General features: G+C 69.7%; 7 protein-coding genes. 3 read left to right on the plus strand and 4 right to left on the minus strand.

What is annotated here, in order from left to right; translation table 11 throughout:
• Nucleotides 1-5 precede the first annotated feature (5 nt).
• Nucleotides 6-10,226: an amino acid adenylation domain-containing protein gene (locus tag ABFT43_RS21725; protein ID WP_347962362.1), complete on the plus strand. Its 10,221-nt coding sequence runs from the start codon at nucleotides 6-8 to the stop codon at nucleotides 10,224-10,226.
• Nucleotides 10,227-10,346: 120 nt separating this feature from the next.
• Here the strand turns inward: ABFT43_RS21725 and ABFT43_RS21730 are convergent, their stop codons facing one another.
• From ABFT43_RS21730 to ABFT43_RS21740, 3 genes are all read right to left on the minus strand, one after another.
• Entirely contained in the window at nucleotides 10,347-12,704 is a 2,358-nt protein-coding gene (locus tag ABFT43_RS21730) for a HelD family protein (protein ID WP_347962340.1), read from the minus strand.
• Nucleotides 12,701-13,360 (minus strand): hypothetical protein, encoded by a 660-nt coding sequence (locus tag ABFT43_RS21735; RefSeq protein WP_347962341.1) that lies wholly within the window; start codon nucleotides 13,358-13,360, stop codon nucleotides 12,701-12,703. Before ABFT43_RS21735 ends, ABFT43_RS21730 begins: the two co-directional genes overlap by 4 nt.
• A 120-nt stretch (nucleotides 13,361-13,480) precedes the next feature.
• Nucleotides 13,481-14,575 carry a DoxX family protein gene (locus tag ABFT43_RS21740; RefSeq protein WP_347962342.1) on the minus strand — a complete coding sequence of 365 codons (1,095 nt, stop codon included), beginning with the start codon at nucleotides 14,573-14,575 and terminating at the stop codon, nucleotides 13,481-13,483.
• Nucleotides 14,576-14,870: 295 nt separating this feature from the next.
• Between ABFT43_RS21740 and ABFT43_RS21745 the strand changes: the two genes are divergently transcribed.
• Nucleotides 14,871-15,686, plus strand: coding sequence for a hypothetical protein (locus ABFT43_RS21745; protein ID WP_347962343.1), 816 nt, complete (start codon nucleotides 14,871-14,873; stop codon nucleotides 15,684-15,686).
• A gap of 29 nt (nucleotides 15,687-15,715) precedes the next feature.
• Here the strand turns inward: ABFT43_RS21745 and ABFT43_RS21750 are convergent, their stop codons facing one another.
• The gene (locus ABFT43_RS21750; RefSeq protein ID WP_347962344.1) at nucleotides 15,716-16,411 is read right to left on the minus strand and encodes an MBL fold metallo-hydrolase; all 696 of its coding nucleotides are present in this window, start codon (nucleotides 16,409-16,411) and stop codon (nucleotides 15,716-15,718) included.
• Nucleotides 16,412-16,674: 263 nt separating this feature from the next.
• Between ABFT43_RS21750 and uvrA the strand changes: the two genes are divergently transcribed.
• A complete protein-coding gene (gene uvrA, locus ABFT43_RS21755; RefSeq protein ID WP_347962345.1) occupies nucleotides 16,675-19,557 on the plus strand; it encodes an excinuclease ABC subunit UvrA in 2,883 nt (960 codons plus the stop codon).
• Nucleotides 19,558-19,609 lie beyond the last annotated feature (52 nt).

Here is a 19,609-nt window from a genome sequence, read left to right on the forward strand (position 1 = left end):
GTGAGGTGTTGGGTGCGTCGGCGGTGGAGGGTTTGCGGGGGTTGGTGCCTGGTGTTCGGGTGGTGAATCTGTATGGGCCGACCGAGGCTGCGGTGGATGTGACGTCGTATGTGTGTTCGGGTGATGAGGTGGTGGTGCCGATTGGTCGTGCGGTGCCGAATGTGTCTGTGTGGGTGTTGGATTCGCGGTTGCGGCCGGTGCCGGTGGGTGTGGTTGGTGAGTTGTATCTGGGTGGGGTGCAGGTTGCTCGGGGGTATGAGTCGCGGGCGGGTTTGACTGCTGAGCGGTTTGTGGCGGATCCGTTTGGTGGTGTGGGTTCGCGGTTGTATCGGACGGGTGATCGGGTTCGGTGGACCGGTGTGGGGGAGTTGGAGTATGTGGGGCGTGTTGATTTTCAGGTGAAGTTGCGTGGGCAGCGGATCGAGTTGGGGGAGATCGAGACCGTCCTCACCCAGGCACCAGGGGTCACCGAGGCCGTCGCCTCTGTCATGGCGCTGCCGGTGGGCGATCAGCTCGTCGCCCACCTCACCGGCGCCGACCTCGATCTCGATGCCGTTCGCGCGGTCGCCGAGGCACACCTGCCCACGTACATGCGTCCCACGTCCTGGGTGATCCTCGACGATATGCCGCGCACGACGTCCGGCAAGATCGACCGCAAGGCCCTTCCGGCGCCCGAACACGCCGACGACGACCACGTCGAACCGTCGACACCCATCGAGGCCGCCCTCACCGAGATCTTCGCGGATGTCCTCGGCGCCGACCGGGTCTCCGTTGCGACCGGATTCTTCGAGGCCGGAGGGAACTCGCTCGCGGCAACGCGTCTGGCCGCACGCATCGGACGCCTGCTCGGCGTCCGGGTGACCGTGCGGGACATCTTCGACGAACCCACCGTGCGCGGACTCGCACGGCGATTCGCCGACGCCGCTCGGGTCCCGGGCACGACCATGCAGGCGCTGCCCGCGCCGCGCCCCGAGACCCTGCCGCTGTCGAGCGCGCAGCGCCGCATGTGGTTCCTCAACCAGTACGAACCCGACGTCGCGTCGTACGTGATCCCGTTCGCCTTCCGGATCGGCGGAGTCGTCCGGCCCGACGACATCCGCGCCGCGATCTCCGACGTCGTCGCCCGGCACGAGATCCTGCGGACCACCTACCCGACCGGACCCGACGGCCGACCCCACCAGGTGATCGCCGCTGACCCCGGATTCGACTGGGCGGTCGTCGATTCCGAGGAGCAAGCGCAGCAGGTCGTCTCGGTGCCCTTCGATCTCACCCGCGACCGTCCGCTCCGGGCTCGACTCCGGGTCCATCCGGGAGGCGGCGCGCTCCTGGTCATCGCGATCCACCACATCGCCGCCGACGGCGCGTCGGGACCCGTCCTGGCTCGTGACCTACTGCTGGCCTACCAGGCCCGTCGTGCCGGGCGGCGCCCGGACTGGCTGCCGCTCGCCCGCCAGTACGCAGATCACGTCCTCGCCCTCGCCGGCGACGCCGCCGAGGCCGCGCAGCAGCGTCGGTGGTGGGTGGAGCGGCTCACCGGCGCACCCGATCTCCTCGAGATACCGACCACGCATCCGCGTCCGACCACCCGGGATCCGCGCGGCGCGACCGTCGACTTCACCATTCCGGGCCGCACGGCGCAGGCGGCCGCGGACCTCGCCCGCACCGCCGGCGCCAGCACCTTCATGGTTCTCCACGCCGCACTCGCAGCACTCCTCGGCCGCCTGTCCGGAAACCGAGACATCGTGATCGGCACCGCCACCGCCGGACGTGACGGCGAGACCGACGACCTCATCGGCATGTTCGTCAACACCGTGGCGCTGCGGACACTCGTCGACCCGGACACGTCGTTCCGTGAGTTGCTCTCCGCGGTGCGGGAGACCGATCTCGACGCCCTCGCCCACGCGGACGTGCCCTTCGACGAGGTCGTCGACGCCCTCGACATCCCGCGCTCCGCGACGCACGCGCCGCTGGTCCAGGTCCTGCTCACGACCACTGATGCCGCGGAGGCGGCAGAACTCCCCGCCGGGATCCCTGACGGCCTCGACGTCACGCCGGTCGCGACCACCGACGCGACGGCGAAGTTCGACCTCACCGTGGCGATCCGGACCGACGACGCCGCGGGTGCGCCGTGGCGCGGCACGCTCACCTATGCGGTCGACCTCTTCGACGAGATCGACGCGCGCCGCCTCACCGACCGGTTCGTCGGTCTGCTCGGCTCCGCGGTCGACCGCACCACCACGGCCGTCGGCGACCTCGACCTGCTCACCGATGACGAGGAGACGGGCCCGCTCGTCTCCGGCGAACCCGACCCGGAGGCGGTCGTCCTCGGCGACCTCCTCGCCAACGCCGCGGCGACCCGTCGGGACCATGTGGCGGTCATCGACGCGTCGAGCAGCTGGACCTACGCCGAACTCGACCGGGCCAGTTCGCATCTCGCCGCCCAGCTCATCGCACGCGGTGTCGGGCCCGAGGACGTCGTCGCGTGCGCCTTCGTCCGCTCGGCGGCCGCACAGCTGGCCCTGTGGGCCGTCGCCAAGACCGGCGCCGTGTACTGCCCCATCGACCCGCGGCATCCCGCCGACCGCATCGCCCGCGTCCTCGCGGCGAGCGGGGCGAGCATCGGCCTCACCGACGGATCTGCGGGGCGGCCGGGTGAGAACGTGATCTGGCTGGCGCTCGACGCCGAACGGGCCGCGGAACTCCGACAGCGGCCCGAGAGGCCCCGACCGGAACCGCTCGGCCCGGTGCACCCCGACCACGGCGCGTACATGATCTTCACCTCCGGGTCGACGGGAACACCCAAGGGCGTGCTCGTCACCCATCGTGGCCTGGCCGGGGTGGCCGCGGTGCTGCGCGATCGCCACGGTTCGGGGCCGGGGGCGCGCTGGCTCGGCATCAGTTCGTCGGCCTTCGACGCCGCGATACTCGAGGTGCTCGGCGCGTACGGCAGTGGGGCGACCCTCGTCGTCACGCCGCCGGAGATCTACGGCGGACGCGAACTCGAGGAGTTCGTCGACGCACACCGCACGACACATGCCTTCCTGGTCACCTCGGTCGCCGCGTCGTTGCCGGACCCCGCGTCGCTGCCCATGACGAACGTGCTCGTGGGCGGTGAGGCCGTACCGGATGCGGAGAAGGACCGGTGGGCCCCGCACACCGACTTCCACAATGCCTACGGGCCCACCGAGACGACCATCATCAGCGTCACCTCCCCGGCGATCGGCCCGGCCGAGCAGGTCCGGCTCGGACGGCCGGTGCCCGGAGCGACCGCCCACGTACTCGACGAACGGCTGCATCCGGTCCCGCCCGGCGTCGTCGGCGAGCTGTATCTCACGGGCGAGGCGCTCGCCCGTGGCTATCACGGCCGGCCGGCGCTGACCGCCGAACGATTCGTGCCGTCGGTCTTCGGCCCGCCCGGTTCGAGGATGTACCGGACCGGTGACCTCGTCCGCCGGTCGCGCGACGGTGCCCTCACCTACGTCGGCCGCAGTGACTTCCAGGTGAAGCTGCGCGGACAACGCCTCGAACTCGGTGAGATCGAGACGATGTTGCGCGCCCACCCGGCCGTGCGGCACGCCGTCGTCATCGGGGTCGGCGATCCGGTCACCGGCCTCGCCGGGTTCGTCGAGACCACCGGCGACGTCGACATCGACATCGACGACCTGCGCGAGCATCTCGCCGCGCACCTCCCGCCGTACATGGTTCCGGCGGCACTCCGCATCCTCGACGAACTCCCGCGCAACCCCGTTGGCAAGATTGACCGCGCCGCGCTGCCGGAGATCGAGGCGGACGCCGGTGAGGGTGCGTTCGTGCCGCCTGCGGGACACACCGAACGAGTCCTCGCGGCCGTCATCGCGGACGTGCTCGACCTCGAAAAGGTGTCGGCCACCGCAGATTTCTTCGCGATCGGCGGCAACTCCCTCTCGGCTACCCGCGTCTCGGCCCGCGCGACGCACACCTTCGGTGTGCGGGTCGGCGTCCGCGACGTGTTCGAGAACCCCACGGTGCGCGGGCTGGCACGGCACGTCGACACCGCGTACGACACCGAGCCGCCGCAGGTGCCGCTCACCCCAGTCGTGGACCGGCCGGCTCACATCCCGTTGTCGTATGCGCAGCAACGGATCTGGTTCCTCAACCGGTTCGAGCCCGACTCGGCGGCCTACACCATCCCGCTGGCCGTGCGACTCGTCGGCAAACTCGACCGGGCGGCCCTGCGCGAGGCGGTCCTCGATGTCGTCGCGCGGCACGAGATCCTGCGCACCGTCTTCCCCGACGACGCGGGACAGCCGTATCAGCGAATTCTCCCGGTGGCGGAGGCACGGGAGCGGTTGCGGTGGGACGAGACCGCGTGGGCCGGTGCGACCGGCCCCGACCGAAGGCCGGACGAGCTGGTGGGCCCGACCGGGTTCGACCTGACCGCCGACATGCCGGTGCGCGTCCGACTGCTGACCGGGGCGGGCGAGCACCTGCTCGTCGTGCTGGTCCACCACATCGCGGCGGACGGCGAGTCGATGCGCCCGCTCTTCACCGACCTGTGGTCCGCATACCACGCCCGCGCCGCCGGACAGGCCCCCGAATTCACCGAACTGCCCGTTCAATTCGCCGATCACGCGTTGTGGCAGCGGGATGCCCTCGGCGATGTCGAGGCGCCGGACTCGGTGCTCGGCCGGCAGGTGCACTACTGGGTGAACCGGTTGTCCGGGCTGCCCGACGTGCTGGCGCTGCCGACCGACCGGCCGCGGCCGGCCGTCGCCTCCCACCGCGGTGCGCGGGTCGAGGCCGGGATCCCGGCCCGGCTCGCCCACCGCCTGAGCGATCTCTGCCGGGATCGCGGGGTCACCGAGTTCATGGTCCTGCACGCGGCGCTCGCGCTCTTGTTGGCGCGGTTGTCGGCCACGCGCGACGTCGCGATCAGCACTCCGGTCGCCGGCCGCGGCCACGCGCACCTCGACGACCTGGTCGGCATGTTCGTCAACACCCTCGTCCTGCGCACCGAGGTCGACCCGGCGTCGGCCGTGGGGGAGTTCCTCGACCGTGTCCGCGTCGACGACATCAACGCCCTGACGCGCCCGGACGTGCCGTTCGACTATCTCGTCGACCGGCTCGCACCGGTGCGGTCCGAGGCGTTCGCGCCGCTGAGCCAAATCATGCTGTCGGTACTGCACGGGTCGTCGAACAACGCTCTGGCGCAGGCACAATCGCCCGACGGGCTGCGAATCGAGCCGCTCTCTGTCTCCACCGGGACCACCCAGCTCGACATGACCGTCGCCGTCACAGTCGACGCCGGGAACGCTTGGCCGGTCGCGATCGTCTACGCCACCGACCTCTTCGACGAGTCCACGATCCGCACGATGCTCACCCGACTCGTGCGGGTGCTCGAGCAGCTCACCGGTCCCGACGACCGGGTCGTCGGGGAGATCGAACTGGCCGACGACGCCGAACGCGTGCGGATCGCCGCACTCGCCTCGGGCCCCGACCTGGACGTGGCGTGGTCGACGGTCGGGGAGGCCGTTGCAGCACAGGCCCGTCGGACGCCGGATGCGGTCGCGCTCGTCGCCGGGGAGCGCACCCTCACCTACGGCGAGTTCGCCGGTCGGGTGTCGCAGCTCGCCCGCAGGCTCGCCGAGATCGGCGTGGGACCGGATGTCTCGGTGGGCGTGTGCATCCCGCGGTCGATAGAGCTCGTGGTGGCGATCCACGGCGTGGTCGCGGCCGGCGGAAGCTACGTCGGTATCGATCCCGCAACCCCGGCCGGGCGTCTGGGCGCGATGGTCGACACCGCGTCGATCTCGGTGATCGTGACCATCGAGCCGCATCCCACGGTGCTCGACGGTGTCACGGCCCGGATCGTGACCGTCGACGCCGCCGAACCGGTGGCGGACACCGGCCGCTGGGTTCGTCACGTCCTCCCCGACAATGCCCTGTACACCCTGTTCACCTCGGGGTCGACGGGAACACCGAAGGGCGTAACCGTGAGTCATCGCGCGGTGCTCAACCGGTTGGCCTGGATGCACATCCGGGAGCCGCTCACCGCAGACGACGCGGTGATGCTGAAGACGCCGGTCACCTTCGACGTGTCGGTGCCGGAGCTGTTCGCGCCGTTGCTGGCCGGTGCGCGATTGGTGATCGCGGAGGACGGCCGCCACATGGACCCGGCGTACGTGCTCGAGGAGGTCGCTCGTCGGCAGGTCACGTCAATCCATTTCGTGCCGTCGATGATGTCCGCGTTCGTCGACCACGTCGGCGACGATCCGCGGCGACGTGCGGCGCTGACCTCCCTGCGGCGCGTCCATGCCTCCGGGGAGGCGCTGCCCGCGGCGACCGCGCATGCGATGGCGGCGCTGGTTCCGGACGCACAGCTGGACAACCTGTACGGGCCGACCGAGGCGGCGGTCGAGGTGACGGCCCACCGCTTACGGCCCGACGACGCGACCGTGCCGATCGGGACTCCGATCGCGAACACGACCGCACTGGTCCTCGACGAGCGACTCCGGCCGGTCCCGATCGGCGTCGTGGGCGAGCTCTACCTCGGGGGCGGACAGTTGGCCCGCGGGTATGCGGCACGTCCCGACCTCACCGCGGAACGATTCGTCGCCGATCCGACGGGTGGCGGTGGCCGCGTCTACCGGACCGGTGATCTGGTGCGGTGGAACTTCTCCGGCGAGCTCGAGTATCTCGGACGCGCCGACTTGCAGGTGAAGCTGCGCGGCCAGCGCATCGAGTTGGCGGAGATCGAGGCGGTGCTGGCCCGGGTCGACGGCATCACGCACGCCGCCGCAACGGTCCACTGCGCGTCATCGGGGGACGTGCTGGTCGGTTACCTCGCCGGCGACGTCGACCTCGACGCCGTCCGCGCCCGGGTGGCCGAGACCCTGCCGCAGTACATGCGGCCCACACAGTGGGTGGTGCTCGACGACGTGCCCCTGACGCCGACCGGCAAGCTCGATCGGCGTGCCCTGCCCGCGCCCGAGGTCGTGGCCGGCGAGTACGTCCCGCCCGCGGACGGCATCGAACGTGTCCTGGCGGGCATCTTCGGCGAGATACTCGGCCTCGACGAGGTCTCCGTGACCGTGCCGTTCTTCGACCTCGGCGGCCACTCGTTGCTCGCCATGCGTGTCGTCGCCGCTGTCGCGGACCAACTGGCCATCGACATCGACATCCGCGACCTCTTCCGGACCCCGACCGTGCGGGAACTCGCCGCGACCCTGACGCGGCGGCAGCTCGACACCCAACCGCTACGTGCTCGTCGCCGACCGTCACGCATCCCGTTGTCCTATGCGCAACAAAGGATCTGGTTCATCAACCAGTTCGACGTGAGCTCGCCGGTCTACAACATGCCGGTCGCCTTCGACGTCCTCGGCGACCTCGACACCGACACCCTGCGACGGGCACTTCTCGACGTCGTCGCCCGGCACGAGCCGCTGCGTACCGTCTACCCGATGGGGGTCGACGGCCTCCCCGAACAGGTCGTGCTCGACGTCGAGACCGCGACCGCGCGTCTGCAGTGGGACGAGGCGGGCGACGTCGACGCGGCGATGGCGTTGTGCGTCAAGGGCTTCGACGTTTCGCGCGAGTTCCCGGTCCGGGTCGCGGTGGCACCGGCCGGTGACGGGTATCGGGTCGTCGCGGTGATCCACCACATCGCCGGCGATGCGGCGTCGTTGCAGATCCTCACCGATGAACTACTGGCCGGATATCACCGGCACGCAGGCGGTGGCGATGCGGAACAGGTGGAGCCGTTGGGGGTCGGATACGTCGATTACACGCTGTGGTTGCGGGAGACGCTGGGGGATCTCGACGACGAGGCGTCTCCGATGGCGTCGCAATACGAGTACTGGGCGCGGACCCTGCGCGGCATCCCCTCCGCGATCGACCTGCCCGTCGACCGGCCACGTCCTGCGGTGATCGACCATCGCGGAGGACGGCTGCCCGTCGATCTCGGCGTCGACCGCAGCAGGGCGGTCGCCGCCACGGCGCGCGCACACGGCATGACCGCGTTCATGGTCTGCCACGCCGCATTCGCCGCCGCCCTCGCCCGGATCGCGGGCGTCGACGACGTGTCCATCGGCGCCGCGATATCGGGACGTGGACAAGCGGCGACCACACGCATGATCGGCATGTTCGTCAACACCGTCGTGCTGCGGACACGGATCGGTGACGACGACACCGTCGCCGACCTGCTCGATCAGGTGCGGACGGCCGACCTGGCCGCGTTCGCACACGCGGACATCCCGTTCGAGACGCTCGTCGAACGGCTGGCACCGGTGCGGTCCACAGCTCATCCGCCGCTCGTCCAGGTCATGATCAACTACCTGTCGGCGGCGGAACCGTCGGCGATCCCGGAGGCCATCGACGGGCTGGATGTCGTCCCGGTCGATCCGGGGCCGCCGCCGGCGAAGGTCGACCTCACACTCGGTCTGGCGGAGCGGCACACCGGTGACGGCATCGTCATCGGCGGCGAGATCGATTACGCGACCGCACTGTTCGACGCCGGGACGATCGCGGTGATCCGGGACGTGTTCTTCGCCATGATCGACGCGATCACGACGCGGACCGACACGGTGCTCGGGGACGTCGAACTCGTATCCGACGACGCGAAACAGCGCCTGATCTCGGCGACCGGCGGGGCCGTCGTCGTCGACGAAGCGGGCAGGGTCCTGCCGCCGCGGATTCCGGGAGCGCTGCGTCGCGGCGCGGGGTCGACCTCCGGGAACGTGCTCGCCCGGTGGCTGGACGACGCCGGGGCGGTGCGGATCGAGGTCCTCGGCCGGCGTGACCGTCAGGCCCGGATCGGCGGACTGCGGGTGGATCTGGACCGCGTGGAACAGGTCATGGCCGGGATCGACGGCGTCGAGGCCTGCGCCGTCGTGGCCGCCCCGGCCGGTGCGGGGCCCGAGATCCACGCGTGGATCGTCGCATCGTCTGCGGAGATGTCCGAGGCGGCGGAGCGTGTTGCCGAGATCCGCCGGTCCCTGGCCGACCACCTGGCCACGCACGAGATCCCCAGCACGATCACCGTGGTCGACGAGATCCCCATGACCGGCGACGGACCGGACCATCAACGGATCGCGCGCCGAATCGCCGACACGGCACCGGGATCACGGGTCGCGGCACCGGCGGCGCCGGACGGACCATGGGAGGAGATGGTCGCCGAGTGCATGACGGAGGTCACCGGCAAGCCGTTCACCGACGCCGGTCAGGGGTTCTTCGACCTCGGTGGCACATCGCTCTCGGCGGTTCGGTTGGTCGCGGAGCTGCGGCGTCGCAGCGGTATCCCGGTCGAGGTGGCGTGGGTGTTCGCCGGACCGACGCCGCGGGACCTCGGCGCCCGGTTGGCCGCGCACCACGACGCGGCCGATGCTTCCACGCCGGCGGACGTCGTCGTGCCGCTTCGCGTCGAGGGTTCCCGGACGCCGCTCTTCTGCGTGCATCCGGCGGACGGTCTGGCCTGGCTGTTCGGTGGCTTCGCGCCGCACCTCGAGGACCGACCGGTGTACGGCCTGCAGGATCCGTTCGTGGTCGCCGCAGAGTTGCCGGACGCGTCGGTGCACGATCTCGCGGTGCGGTATGTCGACGAGGTCCGCCGGATCGTGCCCGACGGTCCGTATCACCTCCTGGGCTGGTCCATCGGCGGTCTCATCGCACACGAGATGGCCGTCGAACTCCGGGCGCGCGGCGCCGAGGTCGGGTTCCTGGGCCTGCTGGACAGCTTCCCGGCCGACGTGGCCGCGCTGCCGGCGGATGCGGCTGTGGCCCAGGACCCGTCGGGAGACCCAGACCTCGACGCGCGTGCGCTGGCCGCAGGTCTCCTCGGCGGGTGGCGTCAGGTCATCGACGTCGACGAGGTGGTCGGCGGGACCGTGCCCGTATCGCCGCAGGCGGTCGCCGCCGCCATCCGGCAGAAGGTCATCGATCTCGGCCTGCTCGACGCGGACTCCTTCGACCGTATGCTGCAACGGATGGCGGGTTCCGCGGAACGCACCGTCGCGCACCGGCCGCGGCGCTACGACGGCGATCTGACGCTCGTCGTCGCGACCGGCGACCTCGGTGACGGAGAGACCGGCGAGACGATCGGGGCGCGCTGGGAACCGTATGTGGGAGGCGAGATCTCGCGCATCGATCTCGACACCGACCATCTCGGGATCGTCGGTGGTGACGCGCTCGGCGTGATCGGTCCGCGCATCGACGAGGCGCTGAAGCGGGCGGACGGCCCGGCTGCCCGCTGAGGTCGTCGCACCGTCGCCCACCGAGTGGGTGCGAATTCCCCAGAGCGGGGACCGAGTGCAAGCGGTCCCGGCGGTACGGGGTTCGCGGGAGCCTCCGGGGGCGGTGGGAGTCCGGCTCTCTCACCCTTTTCGTACCGCGGGCATGTCCGCGAGCGACTCCGGCAGCTCCTCCGCGTGCACGACGACCAATCGCTGCGTCGCACGTGTCAGCGCGACATACAGATCGCTGAGACCACGCGGCGACTGCGCGACGATCTGTCCCGGCTCGACGACGATCGTCGTGTCGAATTCGAGTCCCTTGCAGGTCCGCACGCTGTACACCTTCGGTACCTCGACGTCCTTGGCCTCGAAAGACTCCGGAGCAAGCGCCGCGGCCACGGCCTCGTGCAACGGATCGGGCACGACCACCGCGGTGAGTCCCTCCGGCTCGGCCAGGTCGACGGCGCGCAGCACACCGTCGGCGATCGCCGCGGCGTCACCGGACTCCACGCGCAGTGCGACCGGCTCGATCCCGTTGCTGCGCAACGATGTCGGCGGTGTCTCCCCGTTGCCGATCTCGTCGAGAACCCGGGCCGCGTAGGTCATGATCTCGGCGGGGGTGCGGTAGTTGACCGTCAGTTCCTTGAACTGCCAGCGCTTCGCCACGTACGGCTCGAGGACCTCACCCCACGACCGGGTGCCCGCCTCGTCGGAGGTCTGGGCGGTGTCGCCGATGATGGTCATCCAGCGATTCGGGATGCGGCGCATCACCATCCGCCACGCCATCGGCGAGAGTTCCTGGGCCTCGTCGACGATGACATGCCCGAACGTCCAGCTGCGGTCACCGTAGGCGCGTTCGGCCGTGGTCATCCGCTTGGTCTCGGTCTGACGCGCCGCCAACTGCTCGGCGTCGATCAGGTCATATGCCATGAGGATCTCGGGATCGAGTTCATCCTCGAGATCCTGTGGGGCAGAACCGGTCAGGATGTCGAGGGCATCCTGCGCCTCGGCGAGCTGCCGGCGCCAGCGCGCCCGCTCGGCCCGTTCGGCGTCGTCGGTGCCGTAACCGATGAGCTCGGCCAGCTCGTCGAGCAGGGGGACGTCGGCGGGGGAGAAGTCCTCCCCGTCGCCGGAATACGTGCGCGGCCCGCGGTACAGCGCGGCGCGGTCCTCGTCGGACCACCCGGTCGTCGCCTTGCGGATGGCCTTCTCGTCGGAGAGGAACTCCCGCAACATCTCCTGCGGCGTCAACGTCGGCCAGTACTCCAGCAGTGCAGCACGGATCCCGGGATCGCGGCTCATGTCGTCGCGGATGTCCGCGATGTCGGCGGGGCTGAGCAGCTGTGAGCCGTCGAGCAGGCTCGAACCGATCGTCTTGGCGTGACGTGCGGCGAGTTCGGCGAAACCGGCCTTGAGGAAGGCGGGCTGGGCCTGGTTGTGGGCGCGGCGGGTTGCCCGTGCAGCGGCCCGCGCGGCCTTGATCAGTGCCGAGTCGATCTCGACCCGGTAGCCGTCGAAGTCGATCGCCGCCGGCTTGGACGGCAGGGCCTGCTTGGCGCGGACGGCCTTCTTCATGACGTCGACCATCCGCAGGCTGCCCTTGACCGCTGCGGTCGTCCGGGCATCCTCGGCACGGGCCCGGACACCGGGGAACAGGTCGCCGATCGTCGACAGCAGCACACCGGACTCACCGAGCGACGGCAGCACCTGGCCGATGTAGCTCAGGAAGTCGTCATTGGGGCCGATAATGAGAATGCCACTGCGAGAAAGGATTTCGCGGTGCGTGTAGAGCAGGTAGGCGGCGCGGTGCAGGGCGACGGCGGTCTTGCCGGTGCCCGGACCGCCCTGGATGACCGTGACGCCGCGGTGCGTGGAGCGGATGATCAGGTCCTGCTCGCGCTGGATCGTCTCGACGATGTCGGTCATCTCGCCGGTACGCGCGGCGTTCAGCGCGGCGACGAGCGCGGACTCGTTGACGACGTCACCGTGGCCGAGATCGTCGAACATGGCATCGCCCGCGATCAGCGACTCGTCGCTGACGCCGCGCACCTTGCGGTTGCGGGTCCGGATGTGGCGACGGCGCGCCACGCCCTCGGGCGCGGCCGGGGTCGCCAGATAGAACGGGCGGGCCAGCGGCGCGCGCCAGTCGAGGAGCAGGGTGGCGTCCGTGTTCGCGTCGTCGAGCGACCCGTCCTCGCCGAGACCGTCGTCGAGGATGCCGATACGACCGATGCGCCGCACCTCGCCGTCCTCGAGGTCGAGCCGGCCGAAGTAGAGATTGTGTTCGGCGGCATCGATTTTCGCGAGATCCTCGACATACATCCGCTCGTACGACTCACGCTCGGACAGCGCCTGCGGGGTTCCGCCGCGTTCACTCAGTGTGGCGGCGAGGCGCCGTCTGGTGGTCTGCCGCATCCGGTCGAGGCGGCCGTAGACACGGTCGAGGTGTTCCTGCTCCTCCGCGATGCGCGGGTCGGTGTCGGGAGACAGCGCTGTCATCGCGCACCCCCGTCGTCGGCGGGGTCCGGCCATGCCGGCCGGGACAGCCCGGCCGCGCGGATCAGACCGGTGATCCGGGTGGCCAGGTCATCGGTGGCGAGGCGGGCGCACACCTGTGCCGGGGATCCGCTCAGCTCCGCCATCCCCAGCTTCTGCGCCAGCCACGTCAGCACGGTCCGTTGATCGCCGAAGGGCAGCACGAAACCGCCGGCCGGGTCGGCGAGGACCCCGTGACGTGAGACGTAGAGATCGAACTCGTCCGGGGTGGGAACGCCCGGCCGGCGGTCATCGAGGAGAAGAGGATGGTCGTGCGTGTTCACTGTCCGTCGATCGTAGTTGGGTTCGGTGAGATCCAGCGCCTCGGTCTGCGACGGGGTCAGCCACGCCGCGACGGCCCCCAATACACCCTGACCTGCGTGAACAGGTGCTGCCGGGATATATCCGCGAGCCGCGACGTGGGCCGAGTGGCCCACTGTGATGTTGGCGACCCGGACTCGTGTGAGGAGAAGTCCTGCCGCATCACCGAGATGTTCGAGCTTACGCCGCAGCACGGTCGGCGAGGCGTTCGAGCCGACCGCGACCACGAGCCGCGCACCTAAGGGCGGCGTCACGGCGCGATCCGTCGCGGTGGCATCGACGAGAACGGACGCGGACACCCAGGGATAGTCCTCCGGCGGGTGCGCCGCGTCCGTGTGGTCGTCGGTGTTCGTGGTCAGCGTCGTCCTCGTGTGCGGGGTCGTCCTCGTGTCCGGTTGTCGTACGAAGGCGGCGCTGCGTCAGGGACGGGCCTTGCGCCAGCGCTTGCGACCCTCGTCGGCGGTGTGGGCCGCGGATTCCTCCGCGGCGGCAGCCAGCTGGCGGGCGGTCTCGGCGAGCTCGGCGGACCGCAGGCGGGCCAGCTCGGCGAGCTCGGCCGAGCGATCCCGTGCGACATCGGCGAGCTCGGGTGCGCGCTTGCGCGCGACGTCGGCCAGCTCCGCGGAACGGTCGCGCGCGGCGTCGGCCAGCTCGCGCGCGGCCTCGGCGAGCTCCGGCGCCCGCTTGCGCGCCTTCTTCGCGAGGATCGGAGTGCGCTTGCGGGCGGTCTCGGCGATCTCCGCGGACCGCTCGAGCGCGGTGTCGGCGATCACCGGCGCGCGGTCCCGGAGACGTTCGGCGACCTCGCCGGCGGTCTCCGCGGCCTTCTCCGCGATCTCCTGGGACCGCTTCTGCGCGACCTCGGCGAGCTCGGGGGCGTGCTCCCGGAGCTTCGCGGCGGCCTCGACCGAGCGCTCGCCGAGCAGATGCGCGCCCTTGCTCAGCAGCTCACCGGCCTCGGCGGAACGTTCGCCGACGACCTCGGCGCCCTCCTGGGTGCGCTCCACGAGCGACTCCCACGTCGAGTGACCGGCGGCGGTGCCGATCGGCAGCGCCGCGGCGACGGCCTGTGCCCGCTGCCGGCCGCGCCATGCCAACGACGGCTTGCCCTCGGTGTCGACCGCGGCGAGCAGCACGCCGCCGAGCAGCCCGATGTTCTTGATGAAGGCTTCGCGCTGGGCCTCCTTGCGAACCGGGTCGGCCTCGTTCCAGAAGTCGGTTCCGGCGGCGGTGGTCGGGATCAGCGTGCCGGCCAGCACCACCGACGCGAGGCGCGGGAGCTTGCCGGTCGCGAGCAGGATGCCGCCGCCGATCTGCGCGGCGGCGTTGATCTGCACCAGGGTCTCGGTGTTTTCCGGCATCCTCTCCGCGACCTCGGGCGGCAGGGCCGTGCGCGCCCGGTCGACGACCGGCGCCGCGGACTGTGCGATCGGTTTCGGACTGCGGATCGCATCGACGCCCTGGGCGATGAACGCGGAGGCGAGGAGCGGACGGGCGATACGGCGGAGAATCATCGGTCACAACCTTCTTCAGTCGATGCTGTTCGAGATTCGTCGGGGCGCCCTGACCGGGGTCAGAGCCGGGGCCTCGTCAACGCTACCCGTCCCTCGGATGTGTGCTGGTGAATCGACTCTTCGTGATCCTTTTGGGGACTTTCGGCCCACCGGGTCACGAACGCAGAGCGTTCCCGGTCCACGTAACCGCTGCGGGAGACGGTCAAACACTGTGCAGGCGGGCACGGTCTCGGCATCGGTCGATTCGTCCCGGTTTTCAGCCCGTCGTGTCGTAGGTCGCTCTTAGCATCTGGCCATGAGTTCGAAGAAGAGCGACGGCGGCAACTTCTTCGGCGTCGCAATGCTGTTGTTTGCCGCCTTCTGCGTGATCGCCTGGCCGTACTACCTGGGAACGTGGATCGCCGTCGAGGCGGGTGCGGACAACCCCTCCACGGCGAGGTCGGTGACGGGGTGGGTCTTCGAGTCGTTGTGGCTGATCGGCCTGGTGTCCGTCCCGATCTACCGCTGGTGGTCCGACCAGAGGGAGAAGGAGAAGGCGCGACTGCTGGAAGTCGAGCGGTTCCGGCGGCAGGAAGACTTCGGGTCCGCGGGTGCACGGCTCTACGAACAGGCCGAATCCGCGGTGACGCGGATCGCCGAATCCGAAGCGGCGCGCGGGGGCTGGCTCGGCGACCCCGCCGATTTCGACTTCCGCGCCGACCTCGAGGCCATCGCGCACAACCTGCGTCGCGCGGAGGAGATCCGGAAGGTCATGGCGGGTGCCTCCGGTATCCGCAGGTTCACCACGACCGACAAGAAGATGCTCAACGATGCGCGCCGGACGGTGAGCTCGCTGGAGAAGGCGGTCCGGCGACGCGTCGAGCTGATCGGAGAGTGCGCCCAGCAGGCCGAGGACATCGACCGCGCCCTGCGCGAGGAGCGCGAGAACGCCGAGGACGCCAAGCGGCGTGAAGAGCTACGTGGACGGCTCGGCACGGTCCTGTACGGCGCGCCCACCACGGCGGCGGAGGAGAGTTCCGAGTCCGCCGACGTGGTGAGGGCGCGCGCGGCGGCGTTCCACGAGCTCAAGGCGCTCGTCGACCAGCACTCTTTCGAAGACGATGGCGCCTAGCGGAAGCTCGCCCCTCCAGCGGCATGCGCTCACCAGCCGCGTTCGCGCCACTCCTGTAGGTGCGGTCGCTCGGCGCCGAGCGAGGTGTCCTTGCCGTGCCCGGGGTAGACCACCGTCGAGTCGCCGAAACGGTCGAAGATCTTGGTGGACACGTCGTCGATGAGGGTCTCGAAGTCGCCCGGCTTCCACGTCTTGCCGACACCACCGGGGAACAGGGAGTCGCCGGTGAACAGGTGCACGACCTGTTCGCCGTTCTCGTTCGTGTCGGTCAGTGCGAGGGCGATCGATCCCGGGGTGTGGCCGACGAGGTGGATCGCGTCGAACCGCAGGTCACCGACCTCGATGACGTCGCCGTCGTCGACGAGCCGGTCCGGGGTCACGGGCAGCTCCGGGGCGTCGAACCGCCCGGCGGCTGTCGGGGCGCCGGTGTGCTTCGCGATCGCGTCGAGGGCCTGGACGTGGTCGAAGTGCTGATGGGTGGTGAAGATCAGGGCGGGCCTGCCGCCGATCGCGTCGAGCGTCGCGATGATCGTGTCCGCGTCGTTCGCGGCGTCGATGATCAGCTGGTCGCCGGTCGCCTTCGAGGTGACGATGTAGACGTTGTTGTCCATCGGGCCGACGGACAGCTTGACGATGGTGGCCTTGTCGAGCGTGCGGCGCTGCGGGGTCTTCGAGGCGGAGAGATCGCCGGTGTAGTCGTCGCTGATCTTGGTGGCGGAAGTCATGGGAAAAGGCTATTCCACGCCCGGCCGGCCATGTGACGCTCGTGACCGTCGGGCGTGCCGTGAGCACGGGTATCGTGGACTATCGGTTCGATGGTGTATGACGCGGATGGCGAGACCGATCCTCCCGCCCTCGGACCGCGAATCCCACCCGGGTCGAAGCCGACGAGACGTTGTGTCGGCGCCTGCGGATATGGTGCCCATGCGCCACGCGTGCGCCCCTTGAGCTCGAAAGACTCGTGCCCGAAAAGAATGTTAGGACTGCAGTGGTTGATCGTCTGATCGTCCGAGGTGCCCGCGAACACAATCTCCGCGGTGTCGATGTCGACCTTCCCCGCGACAGCCTCATCGTGTTCACCGGGTTGTCGGGCTCGGGCAAGTCGTCGCTCGCCTTCGACACGATCTTCGCCGAGGGCCAGCGCCGCTACGTCGAGTCGCTGTCGGCCTATGCGCGGCAGTTCCTCGGCCAGATGGACAAGCCCGATGTCGACTTCATCGAGGGGCTCTCGCCTGCGGTCTCGATCGACCAGAAGTCGACCAATCGCAATCCGCGGTCGACGGTCGGCACCATCACCGAGGTCTACGACTACCTACGTCTCCTCTACGCGCGCGCCGGAAAGGCCCACTGCCCGGAGTGCGGTGAGCCGATCGCCAAACAGACCCCGCAGCAGATCGTCGACCAGGTGCTCGCCATGGAGGAGGGCACCCGCTTCCAGGTGCTCGCGCCGGTGGTCCGCACGCGCAAGGGCGAGTTCGTCGACCTCTTCGCCGAACTGCAGACCCAGGGCTTCTCGCGCGCCCGCATCGACGGCGTCGTCCACCAGCTGACCGATCCGCCGAAGCTGAAGAAGCAGGAGAAGCACGACATCGAGGTCGTCGTCGACCGCCTCGTCGTCAAGCCCAGCGCAAAACAGCGCCTCACCGACTCGGTCGAGACCGGCCTGCGCCTGGCCGACGGGATCATCGTGCTCGACTTCGTCGACCTCGACGAGGACGACCCGAACCGCGAACGCCGCTTCTCGGAGAAGATGGCGTGCCCCAACATGCACCCGATCGCCATCGACGACCTCGAACCGCGATCCTTCTCGTTCAACTCGCCCTACGGCGCCTGCCCGGAGTGCGACGGCCTCGGCGTCCGCAAGGAGGTCGACGAGGACCTCGTCGTCCCGGACCCCGAACTGTCGCTGGCCGAGGGGGCGATCGCGCCGTGGTCGACCGGACACAACGCGGACTACTTCCTGCGGCTGATGTCGGGCCTGGCCGACCAGATGGGTTTCGACGTCAACACGCCGTGGAAGAAGCTGCCGGTCAAGGCGCGTCGTGCGCTGCTCAACGGCAGCGACCACCAGGTGCACGTCAAGTTCCGCAACCGCTACGGACGCACCCGCTCGTACTACACCGAGTTCGAGGGCGTGATGGCGTTCCTCGAACGGCGCATGGAGCAGACCGAGTCGGAGCAGATGAAGGAGCGCTACGAGGGGTACATGCGCGACGTTCCGTGCCCGGCTTGTGAGGGCGCCCGCCTGCGGCCCGAGATCCTCGCGGTGACCCTCGACCATCCCGAGTACGGCCCGAAGTCGATCGCCGAGGTGTGTGCGCTCTCGGTCGCCGAATGCGCCGACTTCCTGGACAACCTGCAGCTCGACGAGCGACAGGCCGCCATCGCGGGCCGTGTCCTCAAGGAGGTGCAGGCACGTATCCGGTTCCTGCTCGACGTCGGCCTCGAGTACCTGTCGCTCTCGCGTGCGGCCGGCTCGTTGTCGGGCGGCGAGGCCCAGCGCATCCGTCTCGCCACTCAGATCGGGTCCGGACTGGCCGGCGTCCTGTACGTACTCGACGAGCCGTCGATCGGCCTGCACCAGCGCGACAACCGCCGACTCATCGAAACCCTGACGCGCCTGCGTGACCTCGGCAACACGCTGATCGTCGTCGAACACGACGAGGACACCATCCGCGCCGCCGACTGGATCGTGGACATCGGCCCGCGCGCCGGTGAGCACGGGGGTGAGGTCGTGCACTCGGGCAGTTACAAGGACCTGCTCAAGAACAAGAGGTCCCTGACCGGCGCATACCTGTCGGGCCGTGAGGAGCTGGCGATCCCGGAGATCCGCCGACCCATCGACCGCAAGCGGCAGCTGACCGTCGTCGGCGCACGCGAACACAACCTGCGCGGCATCGACGTGTCGTTCCCGCTCGGTGTCCTGACCGCGGTCACCGGTGTGTCCGGGTCCGGCAAGTCGACGCTGGTCAACGACATCCTCGCGACGGTCTTGGCCAACAAGCTCAACGGCGCGCGGCAGGTGCCCGGCCGGCACACGCGCGTCAAGGGACTCGACAACCTCGACAAGCTCGTGCAGGTCGACCAGTCGCCGATCGGCCGCACCCCGCGGTCCAACCCGGCGACCTACACCGGCGTCTTCGACAAGATCCGCACCCTGTTCGCCGCCACCACAGAGGCGAAGGTCCGCGGCTACCAGCCGGGCCGCTTCTCGTTCAACGTCAAGGGCGGCCGCTGCGAGGCGTGCACCGGCGAGGGCACGATCAAGATCGAGATGAACTTCCTGCCGGACGTTTACGTCCCGTGCGAGGTGTGCCACGGCGCCCGCTACAACCGCGAGACGCTCGAGGTCCACTACAAGGGCAAGACCATCGCGGAGGTCCTCGACATGCCGATCGAGGAGGCCGCCGACTTCTTCGAGCCGGTCACCTCGATTCACCGGTACCTCAAGACACTCGTCGACGTGGGCCTCGGCTACGTCCGCCTCGGTCAGCCGGCGCCGACGCTGTCCGGCGGCGAGGCGCAGCGCGTGAAGCTGGCCGCCGAGCTGCAGAAGCGCTCGTCGGGCCGGACGATCTACATCCTCGACGAGCCGACCACCGGCCTGCACTTCGAGGACATCAAGAAACTGCTCGCGGTGATCAACGGACTGGTCGACAAGGGCAACACGGTCATCACCATCGAGCACAACCTCGACGTCATCAAGACCGCCGACTGGATCATCGACATGGGTCCCGAGGGCGGCAGCGGCGGCGGCATGGTCGTCGCCGAGGGCACGCCAGAGGACATCGCGGTCGCGCCCGGCAGCCACACCGGCAAGTTCCTCGCCGAGATCCTCGACGTCGACCAGACGGTCGCGTCGGCCGGCTGACGCGACGTCAGAGGAATCGCCACTTCTGGTACAGGATCGCGGGTTTCACCCT

Source organism: Gordonia aurantiaca, from assembly GCF_039939235.1.
Lineage (GTDB): Bacteria > Actinomycetota > Actinomycetes > Mycobacteriales > Mycobacteriaceae > Gordonia.

Excerpts from the sequence above, each read along its gene's own strand:
- ABFT43_RS21730 (WP_347962340.1), bottom strand. The coding sequence starts at position 12,704 with ATGACAGCGCTGTCTCCCGACACCGACCCGCGCATCGCGGAGGAGCAG.
- ABFT43_RS21740 (WP_347962342.1), bottom strand. The coding sequence starts at position 14,575 with ATGATTCTCCGCCGTATCGCCCGTCCGCTCCTCGCCTCCGCGTTCATC.
- ABFT43_RS21745 (WP_347962343.1), top strand. The coding sequence starts at position 14,871 with ATGAGTTCGAAGAAGAGCGACGGCGGCAACTTCTTCGGCGTCGCAATG.
- ABFT43_RS21750 (WP_347962344.1), bottom strand. The coding sequence starts at position 16,411 with ATGACTTCCGCCACCAAGATCAGCGACGACTACACCGGCGATCTCTCC.